The sequence below is a fragment of the Pseudogemmobacter lacusdianii genome, from assembly GCF_030848395.1.
GTDB classification, from domain to species: domain Bacteria; phylum Pseudomonadota; class Alphaproteobacteria; order Rhodobacterales; family Rhodobacteraceae; genus Pseudogemmobacter; species Pseudogemmobacter lacusdianii.
This window is the reverse complement of sequence record NZ_JAVDBT010000009.1, coordinates 110,609-134,614: the sequence shown is the minus strand read 5'-3', so window position 1 is coordinate 134,614 and position 24,006 is coordinate 110,609. Positions and strand designations below refer to the sequence as shown.

Below are 24,006 nucleotides of genomic sequence, written 5' to 3'. Positions count from 1 at the left end.
GGGGGCTCTGCCAGCCTTTGGACACCCTCGCGGCGCTGCGCTGCCGCAAGGGGAAGGCCGCACGCTGGTTAAGGGGCTTCTGGGCTAACCCTATAGCACCCCATAAGAAAACCCCGCCGGAGCGGGGTTTGCGGGGGCGAAAAGCGCCGAACTTTTTAGTGGTCGTCATGCGCGTGATCGCGGTCGATCACGAATTTCTTGTCGCAATAGCCGCATTCGACAAAGCCGGTCTCGGCCGGGATCGAGAGCCAGACGCGGGGATGGCCCAAAGCGCCCTCACCGCCATCGCAGGCCACTTTCCAGCGGGTCACGATCTGAGTCTCGGGGGCGTTGACGGGCATGGCTGCGATCCTTGGATGGGGCTTGCGGCGCATATTACGGATGGGGCGGATTTGGGCAAGGGTGGCTGCGCGACAAGGGCGGCGCGAAACCCCGCGTTCGGCGGGTTAAGCTGTTGAAATGCCGCAAAAATCAACGTCTGTTTTACAGCTGCTTTTGATATGGCTCACGTATGGCTTTGCGCATGACATCTGCGCGCCTTCGCCCGTTAAGACGTCAGCACCGAATCGGCGCGGCAGCGGTTCAACTGCCGATCGGCGTGCCGCGAGATTTCAGCGCTTGCAGCCAGCCGAGGCCTTGGGCGGTGCCGCGCGCGGGGCGATACTCAGCCGAAATCCAGACGCCGGAGAGCTGATCCACCGCATCGCAAAGGGCGGGCAGCGAGAAGCCGCCACCGCCCGGTTCATTGCGCGAGGGGAAACCGGCGATCTGCACATGGCCGACGCGGGCTTTGTGGTCGTCCCAGACGAACTCGGGGTTTCCGTGCAGGCGGGCGGCATGCCAGAGGTCGAATTGCAGCGCCAAACGCGGGTCATTGATGTCGTCGATGATCCGGGCGGCCTGATCGTAATCGTTGAGGAAATAGCCGGGCATATCCTCGGGGTTCAAAGGCTCAACCACGAGCGACAGATCCGGGGCTTGCGCCAAGGCCCAAGTCAGATTTGCGACATAGGTGCTTTCGGCCTGCGGGCCTTTGGCGACCCCAGCCATCACATGGATGCGCGGGCAGTTCAGCCGCGTGGCGTAATCGGCGGCGCGCAGAAAGCTGTCGCGGAAGGCGGTCTCATGCCCCGGACGGGCGGCGAAGCCCCGGTCGCCACTCGCCCAATCGCCGGGGGGCGTGTTGATGAGCGCCAAGGGTTGGCCCGCCAAGGCACGCTCCCAATCGGCCACCGGGTGGTCATAGGGAAACAGCACCTCAACGCCGTCAAAGCCGGTGCGCTGGGCCCAATCGGGCCGGTCGAGCATCGGCACCTCGGTGAAGAGCAGGGTCAGGTTGGCGGCAAAAAGGGGCATCTATTGAGCGGACACTATCGTTTGGAGCGGGGAATGGGCTTGGGCAGGAATTGAGCGGCGTTAGGCAGGCAATTCAGCCGAAGGAATGACCGGGAAGAACTGCCCGCCGGACCAAAGGCCAAACCAGCTAGCGCCATCATGCGGCGCGTGGCAACCCAGTTCGACAAGGCGGTAGAAGGATTTCCGGTCAATCAGCGCCCAAAGATTGCTGCGGATAAGGACGTAGGGCGAGGGTTCGCCCTTGTCATCCCGCTCAACCCGGATCGGGTGATCGGGGCCGGCCATGGCGCGGTCCTCGGTCTTGGTGACGAAATGCAGGTTTTGCGCTTCGCCTGTGCCTTCGGCTTCGAAATCGATGGCGAGGAGGGGGGCGTCATCGACTTTGATGCCGACTTTCTCGACCGGGGTGACGAGGAAGTAGCTGTCGCCCTCACGCTTCAGGATCGAGGAGAAGAGTTTGACCAAAGGTGCGCGACCGATCGGCGTGCCGAGGTAATACCAGGTGCCGTCGCGGGCGATGCGCATATCAATATCGCCGCAGAAATCGGGGTTCCAAAGGTGCACGGGCGGCAGGCCAGAGGCTTTGGAAGCGGCTTTTGCGGCGGCGGCGAGGGTATCTGCGGTGGGTCCGGTCATGGGGGGGAATGTCGTGCAGCGGGGGGGGATCTGCAAGGGGCGTTGGGGATTTAAGCGGCTCTTAAGGGGTTTGTGCAGGGATTTTGGCAGGCTTGGGACGCCTCCGGCGGGAGTATTTCAGTCAAGATGAAGGGGGAAGTTGTGGAATTTGGCCTCGCGCTTGCGTCACGAGGATTTGTGCCGGGGGCGCGTTTGCCATTTGTGCCGGGGCGGGGTTTTCGCTCTAATGCGGCAAAAGCATCTTTGAGGGTTTGTCATGGCGGGTGAAGAGGCTCTGGTGGCTGAGATTGAGGCCCTGGGTGAAGTTTTGGGGCGCGCGAAGGCCTCGATCAACCGTCGGTTCATTGGCCAAGAGAAGGTGGTGGATCTGGTGCTGGCCTCACTGTTGTGCGGCGGGCATGCGCTGTTGGTGGGTCTGCCGGGCTTGGGCAAGACGCGGCTGGTGGAGACTTTGGGCGTGGTGATGGGGCTGGATACGGGCCGCATTCAGTTCACCCCGGATTTGATGCCGGCGGATATTTTGGGCTCGGAGGTGCTGGAGACGGCGGCGGATGGGTCTCGGGCGTTTCGGTTCATCGAGGGGCCGGTGTTTTGCCAGCTGTTGATGGCGGATGAGATCAACCGGGCGAGCCCACGGACGCAATCGGCTTTGCTGCAGGCGATGCAGGAGAAAGAGGTGACGATCGCCGGGGCGCATCGGGCCTTGGGGCGGCCGTTCCATGTTTTGGCGACGCAGAACCCGATTGAGCAAGAGGGGACTTATCCTTTGCCCGAGGCGCAGCTCGACCGCTTCTTGGTGCAGGTGGATGTGGACTATCCGACACGCGCGGTGGAGCGCGATATTCTGATCGCGACCACCGGGGCGGCGGAGGATGTGGCGCATCAGGTGTTCTCGGCCGAGCAGTTGATTGCGGCGCAAGCCGTGGTGCGGCGGATGCCGGTGGGCGAGAAGGTGGTTGAGGCGATCTTGGATCTGGTGCGCGCCTGCCGTCCGGGAGAGCCGGAGGGCCGCGATTTGGCGGATGCTTTGGCTTGGGGTCCGGGGCCGCGGGCGGCGCAGGCTTTGATGCTGACGGTGCGGGCGCGGGCCTTGTTGCAAGGACGGCTGGCGCCCTCGGTCGAGGATGTGGCGGCTTTGGCGCCGGCATGCCTTGGGCATCGGATGGCTTTGTCCTTTGCCGCAAGGGCAAGGGGTGAGACTTTGGCCGGGATCATCGCCCGCACCTCCACCCGCGTTTTGGGGTTTGAGGCGGCGGCGTGAGCGAGACGCTTTCCCAAGGGCTGCGCGCAAGGGCCGAGGCTTTGGGCCAGGCCCTGCCGCCTTTGTTGGCGCAGGCCGAGATGCTGGCGCATACGGTGATGCTGGGCGAGCATGGCCGCAGGCGCGCGGGTCTGGGCGATGAGTTTTGGCAATATCGTCCGGCGCATCAGGGCGATGCGGCGCGGCTGATCGACTGGCGCCGCTCGGCCCGGTCGGATGCGCATTTCGTGCGCGAGCGCGAATGGCAGGCGGCGCAATCGGTGACGCTTTGGGTGGACCCGGCCAAGAGCATGGGGTTCTCGGGCGCCAAGGGGCGGGCGAGCAAGGCGGATCGCGCGCAACTGTTGGCTTTGGCCATGGCGGTTTTGCTGTTGCGCGGGGGCGAGCGGGTGGGCTTGGCCGGAGGGCTGCCGCCGCGTGCGGGCCGGACGCAACTGGTGCGCTTGGCGGCGGAACTGGCGGGCAGTGCTGAGGCGGGCGATTACGGTGCGCCGCAGGTGGAGGGCATGGTCTCTCACGGGCGGGCGGTGTTTTTGTCGGATTTCATGGGCGATCTGGCGGCGGTTGAGGCGGTTTTGGCCAAAGCCTCGGACCGGGGCGTGCTGGGGGCGGCGGTGATGGTGCTGGACCCGGCGGAGGAAGAATTTCCCTTCGACGGCCGCACGATCTTTGAATCGATGGGCGGGGCTTTGCGCTATGAAACCCGCAAGGCGGGCGATCTGCGTGAGCGGTATCTGGCGCGTTTGGCCGAGCGGAAAGACCGGCTGCAAAGCCTAACCCGCGCTGTGGGTTGGCATTTTTCCACCCATCACACCGGGCAACCGGCGCAGATGGCTTTGTTGTGGCTCTATCGGGCTTTGGAGGCCGGGCGGTAAATGTTCACGCTGGGGCCGATTGGCTTTCTCAACCCGATGCTGCTGGCGGCGCTGATCGCGCTGCCGATCCTGTGGCTTTTGCTGCGCGCGGTGCCTCCGGCACCGATCCGGCGGCGCTTTCCGGGCGTGGCTTTGCTTTTGGGCCTGAAGGATGAGGCGGCGGAGGCGGATAAGACGCCGTGGTGGCTGTTGTTGCTGCGGATCTTGGCGGTGGCGGCGGCGATCATCGGCTTTGCCGGGCCGGTGCTGCATCCCGAAGAGCGGCAGGCGGGCTCGGGGCCTTTGCTGGTGGTCTTGGACGGCGGCTGGGCCGAGGCGCGCGATTGGGCGCGGCGGATGAACCGGGCCGAGGCTTTGGTGGAAGAGGCCGGGGGCGCTGGGCGCACGGTTTCGGTCATTCGGCTGACGGATCGGCCTTCGGAGGTGGTGTTCCAAAGTGCCGAGGCTTGGTCGGGGCGGTTGATCGGGATGGAGCCTGCGGCTTGGGCGCCATCAGACCTTGAGGCTTGGGCCGCGGCCCTGCCGGAAGGTGATTTTGACACTCTTTGGCTGGCGGATGGCTTGGCGCATCCGGGGCGCGAGGCTTTGGCGCAGGCTTTGCGGGCGCGCGGCGCTGTGACGGTGGTGGAAAGCCCGCGTCCGGTGCTGGCTTTGCACCCCGCAGGCTTCCGCGATGGCAAGGTGGTGCTGGCGATCTCACGCATTGGCGGTGAGGGCGGCATGGCGGTGGAGATCGCCGCGCGAGGCCCCGATCCGGCCGGGATTGACCGCGAATTGGCGCGGGTCCCGGTCAGCTTTGAGGGCGCTGCGACACGGGCCGAGGTGGAGATGGATCTGCCGCCCGAGCTGCGCAACCGGGTGACTCGCTTTGAGATTCCGGGCCTGCGTTCGGCCGGGGCGGTGAGCCTGACGGATGACAGTTTGAAGCGGCGCAAGGTGGCGATCCTTGGTTCGGGCGGCGATGATGAGGGGCTGCAACTTCTGTCGCCGACGCATTACCTGCGGCAAGCTTTGACGCCGGTGGCCGATCTCGTGGAGGGCGCGCTGTCGGAGGTTCTGGTTGCCAAGCCCGATGTGATCATTCTGGCCGATGTGGCGCGGATCTCGGGCGGCGATCAGGCGGCGATGTTGGAATGGCTGGAGGCGGGCGGGCTTTTGCTGCGCTTTGCCGGGCCGCGGATGGCGGCCAGCGATGTGAGCCGGTTCGAGGAAGACCCTTTGCTGCCGGTGCGCCTGCGCGAGGGCGGCCGCACGGTCGGGGGGGCGATGAGCTGGGGGGAGCCGAAGGCGCTGGCGCCTTTCCCCGAAGGCTCGCCCTTCTTCGGGCTGGCTTTGCCCGATGATGTGGCGGTGAAAGAGCAGGTTTTGGCCCAGCCCGACCCCAGTTTGGCCGAGCGCACCATTGCGGCTTTGGACGATGGCACGCCTTTGGTGACCCGTAAGGTGCTGGGGCAGGGGCAGGTGGTTTTGGTGCATGTGACCGCCAATGCGGAATGGTCGAGCCTGCCTTTGTCGGGGCTTTTCGTGCAGATGCTGGAGCGGTTGGCGGTGTCGACCCGGCCCGCGATGCCGGAAGCCTCTGATTTGGCGGGGCAAATCTGGGTGCCGGAAGAGGTGTTGGACGCTTGGGGGGCGGCGCGCAATGCCGGTGAGATTGCCGGGGTTGAGGGCACGGTCTTGGCGCAAGCCTTGAAGGCAGGGCCGAACCCGGACCAGCCGCCGGGGCTTTATGCCGGTCTCGATCGCCGTGTGGCCTTGAATGTGATCGGGGCCGAGACGGAGCTGAAGCCTGCGGTTTGGCCTGCGGGGGTTTCGGTGACGGCGCTGGAGGAAGCGGCGGAGCAGTCTTTGAAAGGGCCGCTGTTGGGCGGGGCTTTGGGGTTGTTGCTCTTGGACATTCTGGCGGCTTTGTTCGTGGCGGGGCGTCTCTCGGGTTGGCGGCGCGGGGCGGCGGCTTTGGCCTTGGCGGGTTTGGCTTTGGGCGCGGCTCCGGAGCGCGCTCTTGCGCAAGACGAGCCTTTGCCGGGGGATGATTTCGCGATTGAGGCGACCTCGGCGGTGGTTTTGGCGCATGTTTTGACCGGGGATGATGCGCTGGACGAGATGGCGGAGGCGGGGTTGCGCGGGCTTGGCGATCGGCTGTGGCAGCGCACTTCGATTGAGCCTGCCGAGCCGATGGGGGTGGATCTTGAGGCCGATGAATTGGGGTTCTTCCCGTTTCTTTATTGGCCAGTGACGGCGGAAGCGCCGACGCCTTCGGCTGCGGCTTATGACAAGTTGAACCAATTTTTGCGCACCGGCGGGATGATCCTTTTCGACACCCGCGACGGCGATGTGGCGGGCTTTGGTGGCGCGACGCCGGAGGGCGAGGCTTTGCAGCGCATCGCCTTGGGTCTGGATATTCCGGCACTGGAGCAGATCCCGCAGGACCATGTTTTGACGCGGACATTTTACCTGCTGCAAGAGTTTCCGGGCCGTTGGCAGGAGGGCGCGCTTTGGGTGGAAGCCGCGCCCGCCGATGCGGCGCTGGAAGAGGGCATGCCGTTTCGCAACCTCAACGATGGCGTCACGCCGGTGGTGATTGGCGGCAATGATTGGGCCTCGGCTTGGGCCACGGATGCCGCGGGCGTGCCGATGCTGCCGGTGGGGCGCGGCTTCACCGGAGAGCGGCAGCGCGAGATTGCTTATCGCTTTGGGATCAACCTGATCATGCATGTGCTGACCGGGAATTATAAGTCGGATCAAGTGCATGTGCCGGCGTTGCTGGAAAGGTTGGGCCAATGAGTTTGGTCTTTGATCCGCTGCTGGACTGGCCGCTGATTTGGGCTTTGGCCGGGGTTGCGCTTTTGATGCTGGCGCTGGGCCTCTGGCGGGGGCTGGCGGGTTGGGCCTTGCGGGGGCTGTCGGCCTTGGCGCTGCTGGGCGCTTTGGCGAACCCGTCTTTGCAAGAAGAAGAGCGCGCGTCGCTGAATGATATTGTGCTCTTGATCGTTGACGATACGGCGAGCCAGTCTTTGGGCGGGCGGCCCGCGCAAGTGGCGCAAGCGGTGGCGCAGGTGGAGGCGGAGATTGCCGCCATGCCGGGGACAGAGTTGCGGATCCGGCGCTTTTCGGATGGCGAGGAAGACGCAGGCACGCTGGCGATGACCGCGATGGCGGAAGCTTTGGCCGAAGAGCCGCGTGCGCGGGTGGCGGGGGTGCTGTTGGTCAGCGACGGGCGGCTGCATGATATGGAGATGACGCCGGCTTTGCCCGCGCCTTTGCATGTGCTTTTGACCGGGAAAGCGGCGGATTGGGACCGGCGTTTGGTGATCAAAAACGCCCCGGCCTTTGCGATCATCGGCGAAGAATTCGTGATGAAACTGATGGTTGAGGATATTGGCGCGGTGCCAGCCTTGGCCGGGGCGGAGGTCGATCTTACGATGTCGGTCGATGCCGAGCCGCCGCAGGTTTACCGCATCCCCCTTGGCGTGGAGCTGGATCTGCCGGTGGTGCTGCCGCATGGCGGGATGAATGTGTTGCAGTTCTCCGTGTCCCCGGTCGAGGGTGAGCTGACCGATCGCAACAATGCGCAAGTGGTGCAGATCAACGGGGTGCGGGATCGCTTGCGGGTGCTGTTGGTCTCGGGCGAGCCGCATGCGGGCGAGCGGGTTTGGCGGAATTTGCTGAAGTCGGATGCCTCGGTGGATCTGGTGCATTTCACCATTCTGCGCCCGCCGGAAAAGCAAGATGGCGTGCCGGTGGATGAGCTGAGCCTGATCGCCTTCCCGACGCGGGAATTGTTCGTTGAGAAGATTGAAGAATTCGATCTGATCATCTTTGACCGCTACCGGATGCGGGGCATCCTGCCGATGTCTTACATCGACAATGTGGTGCAATATGTGCGCAATGGCGGGACGGTTTTGGTCGCCGCTGGGCCGGAATTTGGCGTGGTGGATTCGCTTTACCGCTCGCCCTTGGCCGAGATCTTGCCGGTGGCGCCGACGGCGCAGGTGGTGGAGGGCGGCTTCCGCCCGACGATCACCGATCTGGGCAAACGCCATCCGGTGACGGAAGGTTTGGAGCGCTTTGCGCCGGCAGGCGAGGACGGCCAGCCCGGTTGGGGCCGCTGGTTCCGCATTGCCGAGGTGCAAAAGCTGAGCGGTCAGACGGTGATGGAGGGGCCGGGGGGCCTGCCTTTGCTGGTTCTGGACCGGGTGGATCAGGGCCGGATCGCGGTTCTGTCCAGCGATCAGGCTTGGCTTTGGGGACGCGGCTATGAGGGCGGCGGGCCGCAACTTGAGCTTCTGCGGCGGCTCGCGCATTGGATGCTGAAAGAGCCGGAGTTGGAAGAGGAGACGCTGACGGCAACCGCCAATGGTCAGGATCTAACCATTGTGCGGCGCACGATTTCCGATGTGGCGCCGGGGCCTTTGACGGTGACCGGGCCGGATGGGGCGGAGGTCACGCTGGAGATGCGCCAGACCCTGCCGGGGCGCTATGAGGTCACTTGGGCCGCTCCGTCTTTGGGGCTTTACCGGCTGGAGCAAGAGGATCTGACGCGGGTGATTGGCATTGGCCCATCGGCGCCGCGTGAGTTTGTCGAGACCTTGGCCTCGGGCGATTTGGTGGCGCCGGTGGTGGCTGGCGTTGGTGGAGGGGTGGTGCGGATTGAGGCGGGCCTGCCGGACCTGCGGCAGGTGGCCGAGGGGCGCCCGGCCGCAGGGCGGGGTTGGATCGGGATCACGCCGCGCGGCGCCTATGCCACGCAAGAGGTGCAGGTGGCGGCTTTGCTGCCGGGCTGGCTGTGGCTGTTGTTTGCCGCCGGATTGGCGGTGGCTGCTTGGCTGATCGAGGGGCGCAAGGGGGCGAAGGTTTAAAAGAGAAGAGCCTCCGGCGGGAGTATTTTTATCAAGATGAAAGCCGGGGAGAGGAGGGCCGGAGGGCGCGCCTCTGGCAGCGCTGGGAGCCTCCGGCGGGAGTATTTTGGTCAAGATGAAAAGGCGGCGTCGTCCCTTAGGGGGCTGCCGCCTTTGTCTTTAGAAGGGTTTGACGACGACGGCCCAGAGGATGGCGACCACGGCCAGCACGCTGAGCTCATTGAAGATGCGCAGATAGGTGTCGGATTTGCCGAACTCACCGCGTTTCGCCCGGACGACGAGGATGCCTGTCCAGATATAATGCGCCGCAAGGACTGCGACGAGCGTCAGTTTGAGGTGCAGCCAAGGCTGGAAGCCCCAATAGGCGATGGCGAGCCAAAAGCCGGTGATCGCAGCGATGACGCCGAGGCCCGCCGAGAAGCGGTAAAGCCGGATGGTGAGGTCGCCGAGCGGGCCGAATTCGCCCAAACGCTCCCATTCGCGGCGCCAGAAGATCAGGGCGCGCGGCACGGCGAAGATGGAGGTCATCCAGCCCATCACGCAAAGAAGATGTATGATTTTGATCCAGTCCATGCCGAGAGGCTGACTGTAAATCGGCGGCGGATGCAAGGGGCCGGTTGGCCGCACCCGCCGCCGGGATAAGAAGGCAACTCGTTAACACTAAGGCGGAGCTGTCTTGGGGACAGAAATGGAAAGGCACGTTGCAGGTGGAAACTTGGAGCGGCGCCGCTTTGGGTTAGGCTTGGCAGGCGGCCAAGGTCTTCGCCAGATTGGTGATCAGCGCAGGGTAGAGATCAGGGCCCGGCGGCAGGGTTGAGCCTTCGGGATCGAGCGCGCCGCCGATTTTGGCGCCGGTCGCCTCGGCCAATTGTTGCAGATGGGCGGGGTCGAGCTGCGCCTCGGGGAAGAGGCAGGTCTGGGCATCGGGGCCAAGGCTGGCTTGCAGCTCCTTAAGGTGGCGCGCGCCGGGGGAGGCGGCATCGCCAGAAGAGACCGCACCGGCGAAAGTGAGGCCGTAATGCGCGGTGAAATAGCCGTAAGCGTCATGCAAAGTGACGAAGGGGCGGGCCTGCACCGGGGCGAGGAGGGCTTTGGCTTCCTCATCTGCGGCGCGGATGCGAGTGGCGGTGGCTGCGGCGTTCTGGCGGTAGATCTCGGCATTTGCCGGGTCAAGGCTGGCGAGTTCCTCGGCGATGACTTGCGTCCAATGCAGCGCGTTGTTCGGGTCCAGCCAAGCATGCGGGTCGGTGCCGGTATGGGCATGGTCATGGTGGTCATGATCGTGACCGGTATGGTCGTGGTCGTGGTCGTGACTGGTATGGTCGTGGCCAGAGTGGTCGGCCTCGTCCTCATGCGTTGTCGCATAGCTGCGCAGCTGGGTGCCCTTGGTCGCCAAGAGCGCCAGTGCGGGGCTGGTGTCGGGGCGATTGGCGAGAGCCTTTTCCAGCCAAGGCGAGATTTCGGGGCCGATCCACAGCACCAGATCGGCCGAGGTCACGGCCTGCATCTGGCTCGGGCGCAGTTGGAAGCCATGCGGCGAGGCGCCTTGTTGCAGCAAAAGATCAGGGGTGCCGAGATCGCCCATCACGGCAGCCACCAGCGCATGCACGGGCGGCAGGTCGGTGACGACATGGGGCACCTCGGCCAAAGCGGGGCTGGCGGCACTGGTCAAAAGAAATGATATGATATAACGCATGAAGAGCCTCGATCTGCACTGGGAGAGGTCTATGTATGTTATACCATAACGTGTCAAGGGAAGATCATGGCCCATAAGCATTCGTCCGCCGACAGTTGCGCTGGCTGTGCCGATCCCGGCGCGGCTTTTGCCAGCCATGACCATGGGCATTGTGCCGCAGATGTCTTGGCACGGGCCGAGGCTTTGGCGGCCGAGCAGGGCGCGCGCTTCACGCCCGTGAGAAAGCGTGTGCTGGAGATCTTGCTGGAAGAGCATAAGGCGCTGGGCGCTTATGATGTGCTGCAACGCTTGGCAGCCGAGGGGTTTGGCCATCAGCCGCCCGTGGCGTACCGGGCGTTGGAATTCCTTGTGGAGCAAGGCTTTGTGCACCGCGTGCAGCGGCTGAATGCCTTTACCGCTTGCATGCATCCCGGAGAGGCGCATGCGCCGGCCTTCCTGATTTGCCGCGGCTGCGATGCGGTGGCAGAAGCGCCTGCGGACAAGGTGCGGGCCGCGCTTGAGGGGGCGGGCGCGGCTTTGGGCTTCACGGTTGAGCGCTCAAACATCGAGGCTTTGGGGCTGTGCACCGCCTGCCGCGAGGCCGGAAAATGAACAAGGGGCAGCTTTCACCGCGGCTGTCGTCGCGGCAGGCATTTGTCAGTGCTGGTGCAGGGGATGCGGCTTTGCCGCTGATCGAGGCGCGGCATCTTTGCGTGCGTTTGGGCGGCACGGAGATTTTGCACAATATCACGCTGAGCTTGAAGCCTTGCGAGATTGTCACTTTGGTCGGGCCCAATGGCTCGGGCAAGTCGACGCTTTTGCGCGCGCTTTTGGGGATTTTGCCAGCGGCTGAAGGGGCGGTGGTTCATGCGCCGGGCTTGCGGATTGGTTATGTGCCGCAACGGCTTCAGATCGACCGGACGATGCCAATCTCGGTACGGCGGTTCTTGTCTTTGCCAAAGCGCGTGAGCGATGCCGAAGCGCAGGCGGTGCTGGCGCGGGTTGGCATGGCGGGGAGTGAGGCTTTGCCGATGGCGGGGCTGTCGGGCGGGCAATTGCAGCGCGTGCTGCTGGCGCGGGCGCTGCTGGGGCAGCCGCATCTTTTGATGCTGGATGAGCCGACGCAAGGCTTGGACCAACCGGGTGAGGCGGCGTTCTACCGGCTGATTGAAGAGGTTCGGGTTGAGACGGGCGTGGCTGTCTTGATGGTCAGCCATGATCTGCATGTGGTGATGGCGGCGAGCGACCGGGTGATTTGCCTGAATGGGCATGTCTGCTGCGAAGGCTCGCCCCAGGTGGTGTCGAGCGCGCCGGAATATCGCGCGCTCTTTGGTCTGGGGACGCAAGGCGCTTTGGCGCTTTATCGCCATGAGCATGACCACGATCACACGGCCCCGCATGACCATGTTTGCGGGCATTCTCATGGCCATACGCATAGCGATGGGCACGGGCATAATCATGGGCATAACCATGACCATGCAGATACCCATTCGACACCTCTAAAAGACGAGCGGCATGATGCTTGATGATTTCCTGATCCGCGCGGCTTTGGCGGGGGTGGGGGTGGCTTTGGCCACCGGGCCTTTGGGGGCCTTCGTGGTCTGGCGGCGGATGGCCTATTTCGGCGATGCCACCGCCCATGCGGCGATTTTGGGCGTGGCTTTGGCTTTGGCGACGGATCTGCCGATCGTGGCGGGCACTTTGGTGGTGGCCTTGGCAATGGCGATCTCGGTTGCCGGGCTGGCGGCGCGGGGCTGGGCTTTGGACACCACCTTGGGGGTGATGGCGCATTCAGCTTTGGCCTTTGGCCTGGTGGCGGTGAGCTTTCTGCCCGGCGTGCGCACCGATCTTTCGGCATGGCTTTTCGGCGATATCCTTGCAGTGTCGAAAGGCGATCTGGCGCTGATTTGGGGCGGGGCGGCTTTGGTTCTGGGCTTGCTGGCCTGGCGTTGGCAGGCGCTGTTGACCGCGACTTTGAACGAAGATCTGGCGCATTCCACCGGCATCCGGCCCGAGCGGGAACGCTTGGTTCTGGTCATCGCTTTGGCAGTGGTTGTGGCCGTGGCGCTGAAAGTGGTGGGGGCTTTGCTGATCTCGGCCATGTTGATCATCCCGGCAGCGGCGGCGCGCGGGCTGGCGCGCAGCCCCGAGGGGATGGCGGCGGGCGCGATTGGCATTGGCGCTTTGGCGGCGCTGGCGGGATTGGCGCTTTCCTTGTGGCAAGACACGCCCGCCGGGCCTTCGATTGTGGTTGCGGCGGCGGCAGCTTTTGCCGTCTCAGCGCTGATGGGCCGGGTGCGCGGGGCCTGAGGCGCCTTCTGCCGCGCTTTGGTCTGGCCACGACATGTGCGCTATGTCGTTTTCGGACGCGATAAGTCGGGTGAGCTTTGCCTCATAACTGGCGCTCTGTCAGATATGAGCCAAAGATTTTCCCGGGAGTCGGACAATGAAGACGCATGTGAAGGCGCTTGTGGTGGGCGGTGGCGCAGTGGGGACGGGCATTGCCTATCACCTTGCCAAGGCCGGCTGGGACACGATGCTGGTCGAGCGCGATGAGTTGACGAGCGGCTCGACTTGGCATGCGGCGGGGCTTTTGCCGCTGTTCAACATGTCTTATGCGACGACCCATATCCACAAATACTCGGTCGATTTTTACAAATCGCTGGAGGCAGAGACCGGCTTGAACGCTGGTTTCGCGGTGGTGGGCAACCTGCGGATGGCGCAGACCCAAGACCGGATGGATGAATATATGCTCTATTCCTCGGTGGCGGAAACCGCCGGGGTCTATCATGAGTTCCTGACCCCGGCTGAGATGAAAGAGCGTTGGCCGCTTCTGCGCACCGATGATCTGAAGGGCGCCTTGTTCCACCCGCAGGATGGCTACATCAACCCCGCCGATGTGACCCAAGCGATGGCCAAAGGCGCGCGCCAGCATGGCGTGACGATTGAGCGGAAGATCCAAGTGGATTCTTATCGCTGGACCGGCTCGGAATGGATCGTTTCGGTCACCCGGATGGAAGAGCGCGGCGGCATGCTGCTGCCTTCGGAAGAGAAATATGAGATTCATGCCGAGCATGTGGTGACCGCGACGGGCAACCATTCGCAGCGCACGGCGAAGCTTTTGGGCATCAAGATCCCGGCGATCCCGGTCGAGCACCAATATATCGTGACCGAGCCCGATCCGATGCTGGTGGAATACCGCAAGACCCATGGCGAGCACCCGGTTTTGCGCGATGCCGATGCCAAATGGTATGTGCGCGAAGAGCGCGGCGGCTGGATCCTTGGGCCTTATGAATATGGCGCCCCGGCGCGGTTCGAATATGGCGTGCCGGACAGCTTCCGGGCGGACCTCTTCCCGCTGGATCTGGAGCGGATCGAGGCGGAATATATGTCGATGATCCACCGTCTGCCCTCGTCCGAGACCGTGGGTCTGAAGGACGATTTCAACGGCCCGATCTGCTATACGCCGGATGGCAACCCACTGGTGGGCCCGGCGCCGGGTCTGCGCAATATGTGGCTGGCGGAAGGTTTCAGCTTTGGCATCACCGCCGCCGGCGGCACCGGGCATTATCTGGCGCAGCTGATGACCGAAGGCGAGGCCGAGATCGACATGGCCTCGCTTGATCCCAAGCGCTACGGCGCGTGGATGACCACGGAATATGCCGCGCGCAAGAATGAAGAGTGCTACAACCACGTCTTCATCCTGCACCACCCCGATGAAGAGCGCGAAGATTGCCGCCCGCTCCGGACCGCTCCGGCCTATGATCGCCAGATAGAGATGGGCGCGCAGATGGGCCAAGTGAATGGTTGGGAGCGCCCGAACTATTACGGCCCGAAAGACGCGCCGCAAGGCTTTGACCATGACGGGCGGTCCTTCCGCCGTGGCACTTGGTGGCCCTATGCCAAGGCGGAAGCCGAGGCGGTGCGCAATACGGTTGGGGTAATTGATGCCTCGGCCTTCACCAAGCATTTGCTGCGTGGGCCGGGGGCGACGGCCTTCTTGGATCACTTCACCTGCAACAAGCTGCCGAATGTCGGTCGGATCAACCTGACCTATGCATTGACGGAAGCCGGGACGACGCGCACGGAATATACCATCGTGCGGTTGAAGGAGAATGAGTATTACCTCATCTCGGCCGGGGCTTGGACCGCCTATGACTATGATTTCTTGCAAAAATGCGCGGATGATTGGATGGCGGATGGCGGCGGCTATCTCGATATCCATGATGTGACCACGCAATGGGGTGTCTTTGCCTTGGCAGGCCCGAATGCGCGGGCTTTGCTGAAGGATCTCGTCAAAGATGCCGATCCGGCGACGGTTCTGGGCAACAAGCGCTTCCCCTGGCTCAGCTATCGCGACATTGAGCTCGGGATGTGCCCGGTGCGCGCGATCCGGGTGGCTTATACCGGGGAACTCGGTTGGGAGCTGCACTACCCGATCGAATTTGGCCGCTACCTGTGGGATCTTCTGTGGTCCGTGGGTGAGAAGCATGGGCTGAAGGGCGTGGGCGCGCGGGCGCAGAACTGGTTGCGTCAAGAAAAGAGCTACCGCGCCTTTGGCAATGAGTTGGGGCGTGATGCGACCCCGCTGGAAGCCGCTTTGGACCGCTTTGTGGACCTGAACAAAGACTTCCGCGGCAAGGCCAAGATGCTGGAGACCGGCATCCGGTCGAAATGCGTCACCGTGCTGATCGACGGTCCGGCGGATGCCGATCCTTGGGGCAAGGAGGCGCTGCTGGTCAATGGCGAGAAGGTTGGGCGTTTGACCTCGGGCGGCTATTCGGTGGCTTTCGGCAAGCAGATCGGCATGGGCTATGTGCGCCCCGATCTGGCCGAGGTCGGCACCAAGCTGAAGGTGAAGATGCTGCGCGAGGAATGGGATGCGGTGGTGGTGGAAGACAGCCCCTTCGACCCGTCAAACGCGCGCATCCGCATCGACGGCTGACCGATCTTTGTGAAAAGATCGGACGGAGCCTGCAAAGGCTCCGTTCAAAAATCTTGCAAGATTTTTGGGCCTCCCGGCAGCGGTGGGCTCTTTTTATTGGAGGCGGGGGGATTCGTTGGCGCCAAGTTCTCCCGGGTTTCGGCGATTTCCTGTCATCGCGCCTGCATCACTTCGGCGTCATTTTGCAAGCAAGCCGCGTCAGGCGGGGCAATTGCGGGGATTCCGCGGCGCATCATGGGGAAAACTGCAAAACTGGTCTTGACGCAGGGGGGGCGCTCGGGGCCAAGGTGCCTTCGTCATTCCCGTTGCAAGCATCGAGTCCTATCGTGAACAGCTTTGCCCTGCGCCTTGCCGCGCTTTTCGTGCTTCCTGTCCTTGCGGCCTGCGGCCCTCGGACCACGCAAGAGGCTCCGCCCACCTCTGTCGCCGGCTATGAAGCGGTGCAGGATGGCGAATATCTGATCCCGGCGGTCGATCCGCGCTATCTGATCGAAGGCAATGTGAAGACCGTCGTGCCCTATACGGCCGATGATCCGGCCAATTCGATCGTGGTCGATACCTATGCGCGCAAGCTTTACTGGGTGCATGGCGATGGCACCGCAACCCGCTACGGCATTGCCGTGGGCCGTGAAGGCATCAACTTCCGCGGCAACGGCTATCTGGGCCGCAAGGCGCAATGGCCAAGCTGGACCCCGACGCAGAATATGATCCGCACCCAGCCCGATATGTATGCCCAATACGCCGGTGGTCTGCCGGGCGGGTTGGAGAATCCCTTGGGCGCGCGGGCGCTTTATCTTTATCGCGGTGGTCGTGACACGATGTTCCGCATCCACGGTACCATCGACAATGCCAGCGTCGGTCGCGCCACCAGCGCCGGCTGCATCCGGCTCTTCAACCAAGATGCCATCGATCTCTTTGAGAAGGCCAGCAATGGCACCAAGGTGAAGGTGCGCACCGAGGCGGAGAGCCTGGCCATCGAAGGTCCCTATATGGATGACGCTTTCGGCCGCGTGGTCCCTGCCACCCCCGAGAACGAGCGCAAGCGCGCCGAGGATGAGGCCAAGATCGCCGCCAAGTTCGAGAGCGACCGGGTGGCTGCCGAGGCTGCCAAGGAAAAGCATCTGCGCAAATGCCGCCGTCAGGGCATTTTGGAAGAAGATTGCCCGGCGCTGGAGTTGGAAGAGATCGTTCTGGCCGGAGAGGCCAGCGACGTTGCGGGCTGAGCCTGTCGCCATTCCAAAGTAAAAAAGGCCGCCCTTGGGCGGCCTTTTTTATGCGATCATCGCGGCGATCACTCGCGGATGACATAATCCTTCAGCGTGGTCTCAACCACCTCCCAAGTGCCTTTCAGGCCGGGCCGGATGATATAGCTGTCACCCGCGCGCAGATGGGTTTCTTTGCCCGCCTCATCAGTGATGATCGAATGGCCTTTGTGAATATAGACATATTCCCATTCGGCGTAATCGACCTTCCACTTGCCGGGGGTGGCCTGCCACATGCCCGAGTAAAGCCCATCGGTCTCTTCAAGGCTCCAAGTGGTGTGGACGGAATCGCCCGAGATGACCAGCTCGGCAGCGGGGCGGGTGACTTCAGGGGTGACGCCCTCTTGGGCAACGCGTTGCAGCAGCGACATGAGATTTCCTTTCATTCGCAGCTATTACCGCGAAGTCAGGCCGCAGCGTCAAGGGCTCACCGCAGGCGCATCTGTGCTGCACTGCGGCGCTATCGCCTTGCAAGCCCCCCTGTGCTATGCACTAATTATACGCAGTTTTCGTATGGAAGGGCCTGCCATGAGCGCCACCTCTCCCGTCAGGCCGGTGCTGCCGCCTGATATTTTGGCCCGCAAAGGCGGCGCACCTTTGGTGGTGCTGACCGCCTATTCGACGCCGGTGGCCCGGCTGGTCGATGCCCATTGTGACATGGTTCTGGTGGGGGATTCGGTCGGCATGGTGATCCACGGCCTGCCCTCGACCCTTGGCGTGACGATGGAGATGATGATCCTGCACGGCCAAGCGGTGGTGCGCGGCACGCAAAAGGCGATGCCGATCATCGATATGCCCTTTGGCTCATATGAAGAAAGTCCGCAGCAGGCCTACCGCAATGCGGCGCGGCTGATGGCCGAGACCGGCGCGCCTTGTGTGAAGCTGGAAGGCGGCCAACATATGGCCGAAACCATTGCGTTTTTGACGGCGCGCGGTGTGCCGGTGATGGCGCATATCGGCCTGACCCCGCAGGCGGTGAACACGCTTGGCGGTTATAAAGTCGTGGGCCGCGCGGCTGAGGCCGAAAAGGTCATGGCGGATGCTTTGGCGGTGGAAGCCGCCGGTGCCTTCTCGGTGGTATTGGAGAAGGTGCCCGAGGGGCTGTCGCGCCGCGTCACCGAACGCCTCAGCATCCCCACCATCGGCATCGGCGCCGGGGTGCATTGCGATGGGCAGGTCTTGGTTGTCGATGACATGCTGGGGCTTTTCACCGACTTCCGCCCGAAATTCGTCAAACGCTATGCCGAGCTGGGCAAAGCCGCCGATGAGGCGATTGCCGCCTATGCCGCCGATGTGCGTGCCCGCGCCTTCCCGGCGGCGGAACATTCCTTCCCTGATGAACTGCCGGTAAAGAAATGACTCCTATCCTTCGGACGGTTGCCGAGTTGCGCGCCCTTGCGCGCGGCTGGAAAGCGGCGGGCGAAACCATCGGCGTGGTGCCGACCATGGGCGCTTTGCATGAAGGGCATCTAAGCCTTGTGCGGCGCGCGCGGGCAGAATGTGACCGGGTGATCACCACGATCTTCGTGAACCCGATGCAGTTCAACAATCCCGAGGATCTGAAGAAATATCCGCGCAGCGAAGAGGCCGATGCGGCTTTGCTGGCGACGGTGCCAGCGGATCTGCTTTTCGCGCCAACCCCGGCTGAGGTCTACCCCGAGGGCTTTGTGTCGAAGGTCTCGGTCTCGGGCGTGGCCGAGCCTTTGGAGGGCCGGATGCGGCCCGGGCATTTCGATGGCGTGGCCACGGTGGTGACCAAGCTTTTCGGCATGACCTTGGCCGATCGCGGTTACTTCGGCCAGAAAGATTGGCAGCAATTGCAAGTGGTTCTGGCACTGGTGCGCGATTTGAACCTGCCAATTGAGATCATCGGTTGCGAGACGGTGCGCGAGGCGGATGGTCTGGCGATGTCGTCGCGCAATGTGCGGCTGACGCCGGAAGGGCGGGCGAAGGCTCCGGTCTTCTATAGCGCTTTGACGGCCTCGGCGGCTGACATTCGCGCCGGGCAATCGGACCGGATGGCGATCCGCGAGGCGGCCGAAGCGATGCGCAATGCGGGCTTTGAGCGGGTGGAATATATCGAACTGCGCGATGCCGGCACGCTGATGCCCTCGGACGATCCGGCGCGGCCTCGGCGGATGTTGGCGGCGGCTTGGATCGATGGCGTGCGGCTGATCGATAATATTCCGGTCTGACCGGGAGCGCTTTGGCGCGCTACGGCGTTTGAAAGAGGAAGCAAGGCCCTGCTCGCGCGGGGCCTTTTTGCGATCTGCTGGCCGCAGGGGTCTTTTGACATGACTGCATTTGTCGCTTGGCGCAAAGGCCGTGCTGCGGCAGGATCGGGCTGTGCCTTGGGGATTTTGCCCTTTGTTTGTGACGCAGGGCGTTAAAAATTCCCGCTGACGGGGGATGTAATGGGTCATTACATTCATATCTCTTGATGATTGAACAACGGAGTGCGCGATGGCCGATTTCGAGACTCAGATTAAGCAAAGCCAAGCCCAAGTGGCCGAGGCGCAGGCCAAAATCACCGCCATCACCGAGACGATTGAACGCTCGCGGGTCAATTTGGATGCGGCGGCCTCATTGGATGTCGAGAATGCCACGCTGGAGGATGTGCATAAGCACACCGAGGTGATGAACGCCAATATCGCCGAGCTGATCATGGGGCTTGATGATGTAACGGCCGGATTTTCCAAAGATTTCGACGAGATGCGGTCGAAAACCGGCTGGGAAAGCTTCATCGGGATTTTCTCGCGCGGCAAGTCCGAAAGCCTGCGGCAAGAGCGGCTGCGCGATGCTTCGATCGATGACAAGCTGCAAGATCTGATCGCGAAATCGGATGTGATCGTCAGGCTGTTGCAGGGCCAGTTGGATCTGCTGAATGGCCAAAAGGCCAAGGTTGAGGCCAATCTTTCCGGCACTCTGACCGACCGAGAGGCAACGGTTGGCGCGCTGCAATCGGTGCGCGACCAGATCGCGGCGATGGACCCAAAGCTGATTGAGTTGGAAAATAAGATCGCGGTGGAAACCGATGCGGCGGCGCGCACCAAGCTTGAGACCGAGTTGGCTTTGGAGAACGCCAAACACAATGCACTCGTGCAGGATGAGCAGGTGAAGCTGGCCCGCAGCCAGACGCTGGAGCGCTATATTGAGAAGGGCAAGACTTGGGTGGATTCCTTGACCAACCAAGCCGCGACCCAGTTGGTGCTGATCAACAAACTGCAAACCGACACTAAGCAGCGCGTGGTGCTGTATGACGCTTTGACCTCGTCTTTGAAGACGGCGCAGCAGCAAGATGTGGCGCACCGGATCAACGAGATCGGCGTGAAGACCGACCAAGAGGCGCAGGCCGCGATGGCCGGGATCGGTGCCGCGACCAATGCCAAAATGGCCGATATGCTAGAGGCGCATGAGGGCCAGATGGTCTTTGCCCGCAAGATCTTGGAGGACAAAGCCAAGGCAGATGAGCGCTTTGCCCGCCGTTTTGCCGCGATCGTGGAAAAGCACGACCGCAACTCTTACGGCGGCTGAGGCCATGGCTCGGGTGCCATCGGCCGGGCTGCAAGCGCAAAGGGCCAAGGCTTGGCGGCTGGGCCTTGGCGCCTTCGCGCTTGGCATGGTTTTGGCGGTTATCACCGCTGCCGTCTCGGGCGCGATGAGCGGCGGGGCGGATCGGGGCGGCGGGTTTGAGGCGCTGATGGCTTGGGCCTCGATGGGGCTGATCGGCTTTGGCGCCATGGGGGCCTTGGTCTTCGGGCTGATGCGGCCGTGGCATGCAGCGATGTTTCATGCCGGCATTCCCGGCGGTGCTTTGCGGCAGTTTGCCTTGCGCCGGGCTTGGTTGCGCTGGTGGTTTTGGGTGGATGAAGAAGGCCTAAGCAGGGATGCAAGATAGCAGCGTCAAAGAGGCCCTGACCTCGGACCATACAGAGCTTTACGACGCCATCGTCGCGCGACGCTATTTCGCCAAATTCCAGACCATTGGCGGCTATCTTGCCAAGGTTGCCGCCGAATTGGAGCAGGAGGGCACGCTTTCTCGCGTCGAGGCGCGCATTTTGGGCGGCTATGTCGCGGGGGTGGTGGCGACTTTTCGGGCGCTGAACCACAAATATTTGATGACCGGCAAGGCCGAAGCGGCCTCGCGGCTGACCATCGACCGGCATGAGAGCGGCTTTCCGGTGGCGCAAGAGTTGATGCTGATGGCGGTGGATGCGCAGCAGGCGGCGAAGCATCTGGGCGGCATCGGCTCGGAGGCGGAGCTGAAGGACCGGATGCTGCGGGTGATCCTTAGTGATCTGAAGCTGCCGGTGGGGCTGCAATACGCTTTGTCGCAGCGGCTGTATTATGAGGCTTTGCAGGCCGGTGGGCTTTTCTGGCTGCGTAATGATCCGGATGCGCAATGGCTGGGCCAGGCGGGCGCGCGGCGTAAGTATCTGATCCATTGGGCGGTTTGGGATTCGGGCACCAATCTGCCGGTGGTTTATCTGCTGGATGTGGAAGATTCCGGCAAAAAGCCTTTGCCGACGGATGAAGACCGTTGGCCTGCGGTGCAGCAGAAGATCTTGGCGCAATCGGTGGCGGGGTTGAAGCTTTTGACCATCGCCACCGGCTTTGACGCTGATTTCGACGCTCTGCACCCCAAACGCCTGCGGCGGATCACCTTGGGGCCGATGTATTCATCAAGCTTCACCCTGCAATCGGGCCCGATCAGTCAGGTGTTGATCGATGCGCGCGCGCCCGATGGGCAGGATTGGGCGTTGGTTTGGACGGTCGAGGATTTGCTCTCGGACCGGGAAGAGGTGGTGAAAGAGGGCTGGTTTTCCTCGCGCCTGCGGCAGGTGTTCAAGCTGGATGAGTTTACCGGGGCAGAGACCGGGGTGACGGCGCTGGAGCGGATGATCATCCTGCCCGAGCGGCCCTATCAGGTGATGGTGGAGCAAGATCCCGTGGGATTTCAGGGGCTTCGCAAGTTTATCGTGGGGGCTGGGGGGCGGTTGATCCCGGGGCGGTGAGTGTGAAGGGCGGGGGGGCAGCCCCCCGCACCACGGTTTTAAGGCGGGGGGGCAGCCCCCCGCGCCCCCCAGAGTATTTAGATCAAGATGAAAGGGTGAGGCGATGGTTGCGCGCGATATGATGGAGCTGAAGGAAGAGGCGATCCGGGGCCAGTATGAGGCGGCTTTGGCTCTGATCTCGGGCTTTGATCACGCGCCGCGGCTGGCGAGGCCTTTGGAGGTTGTGGGGGGGGCGGAGCGCTCGCCGGGGCTGGGGGCGCGGCCGCGGTTCCGCTCGACTGTGCCGGGGATGGCGGCGCGATCGACGGCGCGGCCGGGTGGGGTGCGGATTGCCGAGCGGGTGGAGGGCCTGTCGGATGGGCTTTTGTCGCCCGAGCAGGCGGCGGCGCTGAATGCGTTGCGGCGGGCTTTGGCGATTGCTTTGGCGATGGGCGAGACATTTGCCGCGCAATCGGGATTGGCCGAGTTGAAGCGGGCCAATCTTGAGGGCCGCTTGGCCGAGGCGCGGCGGGCGGAATTTGGCGCTTTGTTACAGGCCGAGGCTTTGGTGGTGCTTTTCACCTTTGCCAATGCCACGGCCTATTTGATCGCACCGCATCTGGGGGCGCAATCGGTTGAGCTGGGTGCGGTGGAGGAGGTTTTGACCGACAACGCGCCCTTGGCTTTGCAAGGCGCGCTTTGGGAGTTGGACCAAGACATTGCCGCCTTAGCTTCGGATGATGCGCGGCTGGTGGCGGCGATTTCCGCCTTTGCCGAGGCTTTGATGGCGCAGGTGCAGTTGCGGGCGGAGGCGGGGACAGCCGGGGGGGCTTGGCTGTCGTCTTTTACCTCAGGCACTTGGAAGGTTGAGGCGGATGGGCTGGTGATCGCGGGCTTTAAACCTGCGAAGGCGGCGAAGGGCGGCCAGATCGCCATGGCTTTCAAAAAACCGCATGAGGTGGTGGGCAACCATATCGCCAAATATCAAAGCCTGCGGTTGGCGAAGATGCTGATGGCCTATGATTTTGAGCGTAAGCTCAATCCCTTTGCCGAGCTGGGTGGTTTCATCTTTACCTTTATGGGGGATGGCAAGCCGGGGACAGGGAAGACCACGCTGATCCAGATGATGGCGGGCTTGCTGGATGGTTATTGCAAGGTCGCGGGCTATCCGTTCCGCTATCAGAATTTCTCGATTGATCAGATAGATAGCTATCAGGGCAAGTCGGGGCAGAATGCGAAGGCCTTTATCGATGCGGTGCTGGACCCTTCGGTGATCGGCTTTGGCACCATCGATGACATCGACCAAGTGGCGGGCAAGCGCGGCGACCGACAGTCCAGCGCGGGGCAGCAAGAGGTGACGGCGGTTTTCATGCAGGCCTTTGCCGGGGCGGGGACGGTGGTGCGCGGCAATTGCACCTTCGGGATGTTCTCGAACTACCCGGAGAATGTGGATGACGCTTTGCGTCAGCGGGCTGGGGCGCGGTTCTTGGTCGATGGGCCGCAAAGCCGCGAGGATTACATCGATATCCTCTCGCTTCTCTTAGGCAAGAACCATGCGATCCCCTTGGGAAGCCATGATCTTTTCGCCGCGCAAGAGATTAAAAAGGCGGTGGCGGCCAGCTTTGAGGGCCATGCGCGGCCTCAGGAAGCGGGGCTGATGCGGGTCTGGGAAAAGGTCGCGGCAGAGCTTGGGCCTTTGGATACGATCGCCAAGATCGGCACCTATCTGAAGGCGATCCAGCAGGCGGATGAGCGCTTCACCGGGCGGGCGATCAAGAACATCACCGATGCGGTGAAGGTGCGGGCGATGGATTTTGAGCTGCCGGATGCGTGGATGGAGGAGCCGGATCTGTTCCTTTTTAAGGACTATGACGAGAAACTGGCGATGATCAAAGGCTTGATGCAGCCGATCACGGTGGAGATGGTGGTGCAAGAGATCAACCGCTACGCCGATTCCGAGTTCCGCTATGGCGATAAATCGGATGAGGTGGCGATTGAGGCCGCCGTGCGGGATATGCAGCGGATGGAAGCGGCGAAGAAGCGGTATTTGGAGGGGCGGGGGTGAGGGAGGAACAGCCGAAAACTTCGTTCTGGAAAAATCCAGTGGTTTGGGGGTGGGTCGCTTCCGCACTCGTCGTAGTTC

General features: G+C 63.0%; 21 protein-coding genes. 15 read left to right on the top strand and 6 right to left on the bottom strand.

Annotation, left to right across the window (positions count from 1 at the left end; translation table 11 throughout):
• Positions 1–155: 155 nt before the first annotated feature.
• The 3 genes from Q9295_RS11035 to Q9295_RS11025 form a co-directional block, all read right to left on the bottom strand.
• Entirely contained in the window at positions 156–341 is a 186-nt protein-coding gene (locus tag Q9295_RS11035; protein WP_306680620.1) for a zinc-finger domain-containing protein, read from the bottom strand.
• A gap of 241 nt (positions 342–582) precedes the next feature.
• Complete coding sequence (locus Q9295_RS11030) at positions 583–1,356, bottom strand: hydroxypyruvate isomerase family protein (protein ID WP_306680619.1); 774 nt, start codon at positions 1,354–1,356, stop codon at positions 583–585.
• A 60-nt stretch (positions 1,357–1,416) separates the two neighbouring features.
• Entirely contained in the window at positions 1,417–1,992 is a 576-nt protein-coding gene (locus Q9295_RS11025; RefSeq protein WP_306680618.1) for a DUF1285 domain-containing protein, read from the bottom strand.
• 256 nt (positions 1,993–2,248) lie between these two features.
• On the opposite strand from Q9295_RS11025, the gene Q9295_RS11020 reads away from it, so the two are divergent.
• From Q9295_RS11020 to Q9295_RS11005, 4 genes are read left to right on the top strand one after another with little or no spacing between them, the layout of a single operon-like run.
• Positions 2,249–3,253: an AAA family ATPase gene (locus Q9295_RS11020; RefSeq protein ID WP_306680617.1), complete on the top strand. Its 1,005-nt coding sequence runs from the start codon at positions 2,249–2,251 to the stop codon at positions 3,251–3,253.
• Positions 3,250–4,128 carry a DUF58 domain-containing protein gene (locus Q9295_RS11015; RefSeq protein WP_306680616.1) on the top strand — a complete coding sequence of 293 codons (879 nt, stop codon included), beginning with the start codon at positions 3,250–3,252 and terminating at the stop codon, positions 4,126–4,128. Before Q9295_RS11020 ends, Q9295_RS11015 begins: the two co-directional genes overlap by 4 nt.
• Complete coding sequence (locus Q9295_RS11010) at positions 4,129–6,912, top strand: DUF4159 domain-containing protein (RefSeq protein WP_306680615.1); 2,784 nt, start codon at positions 4,129–4,131, stop codon at positions 6,910–6,912. It begins immediately after the preceding gene.
• Positions 6,909–8,987 carry a hypothetical protein gene (locus tag Q9295_RS11005; RefSeq protein WP_306680614.1) on the top strand — a complete coding sequence of 693 codons (2,079 nt, stop codon included), beginning with the start codon at positions 6,909–6,911 and terminating at the stop codon, positions 8,985–8,987. Before Q9295_RS11010 ends, Q9295_RS11005 begins: the two co-directional genes overlap by 4 nt.
• Positions 8,988–9,146: 159 nt before the next feature.
• On the opposite strand, the gene Q9295_RS11000 is transcribed toward Q9295_RS11005, so the two are convergent.
• Together Q9295_RS11000 and Q9295_RS10995 are read right to left on the bottom strand one after the other, a co-directional pair.
• A complete protein-coding gene (locus Q9295_RS11000; protein WP_306680613.1) occupies positions 9,147–9,560 on the bottom strand; it encodes a CopD family protein in 414 nt (137 codons plus the stop codon).
• A 163-nt stretch (positions 9,561–9,723) separates the two neighbouring features.
• On the bottom strand, positions 9,724–10,683 hold the full coding sequence (locus Q9295_RS10995; protein WP_306680612.1) for a zinc ABC transporter substrate-binding protein: 960 nt from the start codon (positions 10,681–10,683) through the stop codon (positions 9,724–9,726).
• A gap of 66 nt (positions 10,684–10,749) precedes the next feature.
• Between Q9295_RS10995 and Q9295_RS10990 the strand changes: the two genes are divergently transcribed.
• From Q9295_RS10990 to Q9295_RS10970, 5 genes are all read left to right on the top strand, one after another.
• Complete coding sequence (locus Q9295_RS10990; protein ID WP_306680611.1) at positions 10,750–11,274, top strand: transcriptional repressor; 525 nt, start codon at positions 10,750–10,752, stop codon at positions 11,272–11,274.
• A gap of 71 nt (positions 11,275–11,345) precedes the next feature.
• Positions 11,346–12,188 carry a metal ABC transporter ATP-binding protein gene (locus Q9295_RS10985; RefSeq protein WP_306680668.1) on the top strand — a complete coding sequence of 281 codons (843 nt, stop codon included), beginning with the start codon at positions 11,346–11,348 and terminating at the stop codon, positions 12,186–12,188.
• Complete coding sequence (locus tag Q9295_RS10980) at positions 12,181–12,972, top strand: metal ABC transporter permease (protein ID WP_306680667.1); 792 nt, start codon at positions 12,181–12,183, stop codon at positions 12,970–12,972. Before Q9295_RS10985 ends, Q9295_RS10980 begins: the two co-directional genes overlap by 8 nt.
• Positions 12,973–13,108: 136 nt before the next feature.
• Entirely contained in the window at positions 13,109–15,607 is a 2,499-nt protein-coding gene (locus Q9295_RS10975; protein WP_306680610.1) for a GcvT family protein, read from the top strand.
• 326 nt (positions 15,608–15,933) lie between these two features.
• Entirely contained in the window at positions 15,934–16,830 is an 897-nt protein-coding gene (locus Q9295_RS10970) for a L,D-transpeptidase (RefSeq protein ID WP_306680609.1), read from the top strand.
• A gap of 68 nt (positions 16,831–16,898) precedes the next feature.
• Here the strand turns inward: Q9295_RS10970 and Q9295_RS10965 are convergent, their stop codons facing one another.
• A complete protein-coding gene (locus Q9295_RS10965; protein WP_306680608.1) occupies positions 16,899–17,240 on the bottom strand; it encodes a cupin domain-containing protein in 342 nt (113 codons plus the stop codon).
• A 157-nt stretch (positions 17,241–17,397) separates the two neighbouring features.
• On the opposite strand from Q9295_RS10965, the gene panB reads away from it, so the two are divergent.
• The 6 genes from panB to Q9295_RS10935 all read left to right on the top strand — a co-directional run bounded on the left by panB (position 17,398) and on the right by Q9295_RS10935 (position 23,928).
• Complete coding sequence (panB, locus tag Q9295_RS10960) at positions 17,398–18,228, top strand: 3-methyl-2-oxobutanoate hydroxymethyltransferase (protein WP_306680607.1); 831 nt, start codon at positions 17,398–17,400, stop codon at positions 18,226–18,228.
• Complete coding sequence (gene panC / locus Q9295_RS10955; RefSeq protein WP_306680606.1) at positions 18,225–19,064, top strand: pantoate--beta-alanine ligase; 840 nt, start codon at positions 18,225–18,227, stop codon at positions 19,062–19,064. The genes panB and panC overlap by 4 nt, the downstream gene beginning before the upstream one ends.
• 268 nt (positions 19,065–19,332) lie before the next feature.
• The gene (locus Q9295_RS10950; protein WP_306680605.1) at positions 19,333–20,403 is read left to right on the top strand and encodes a coiled-coil domain-containing protein; all 1,071 of its coding nucleotides are present in this window, start codon (positions 19,333–19,335) and stop codon (positions 20,401–20,403) included.
• Positions 20,404–20,407: 4 nt separating this feature from the next.
• Positions 20,408–20,767 (top strand): hypothetical protein, encoded by a 360-nt coding sequence (locus Q9295_RS10945; protein WP_306680604.1) that lies wholly within the window; start codon positions 20,408–20,410, stop codon positions 20,765–20,767.
• On the top strand, positions 20,757–21,884 hold the full coding sequence (locus Q9295_RS10940; protein ID WP_306680603.1) for a hypothetical protein: 1,128 nt from the start codon (positions 20,757–20,759) through the stop codon (positions 21,882–21,884). Before Q9295_RS10945 ends, Q9295_RS10940 begins: the two co-directional genes overlap by 11 nt.
• Before the next feature lie 103 nt (positions 21,885–21,987).
• Positions 21,988–23,928 (top strand): AAA family ATPase, encoded by a 1,941-nt coding sequence (locus Q9295_RS10935; protein ID WP_306680602.1) that lies wholly within the window; start codon positions 21,988–21,990, stop codon positions 23,926–23,928.
• The last annotated feature ends 78 nt before the right edge of the window (positions 23,929–24,006 follow it).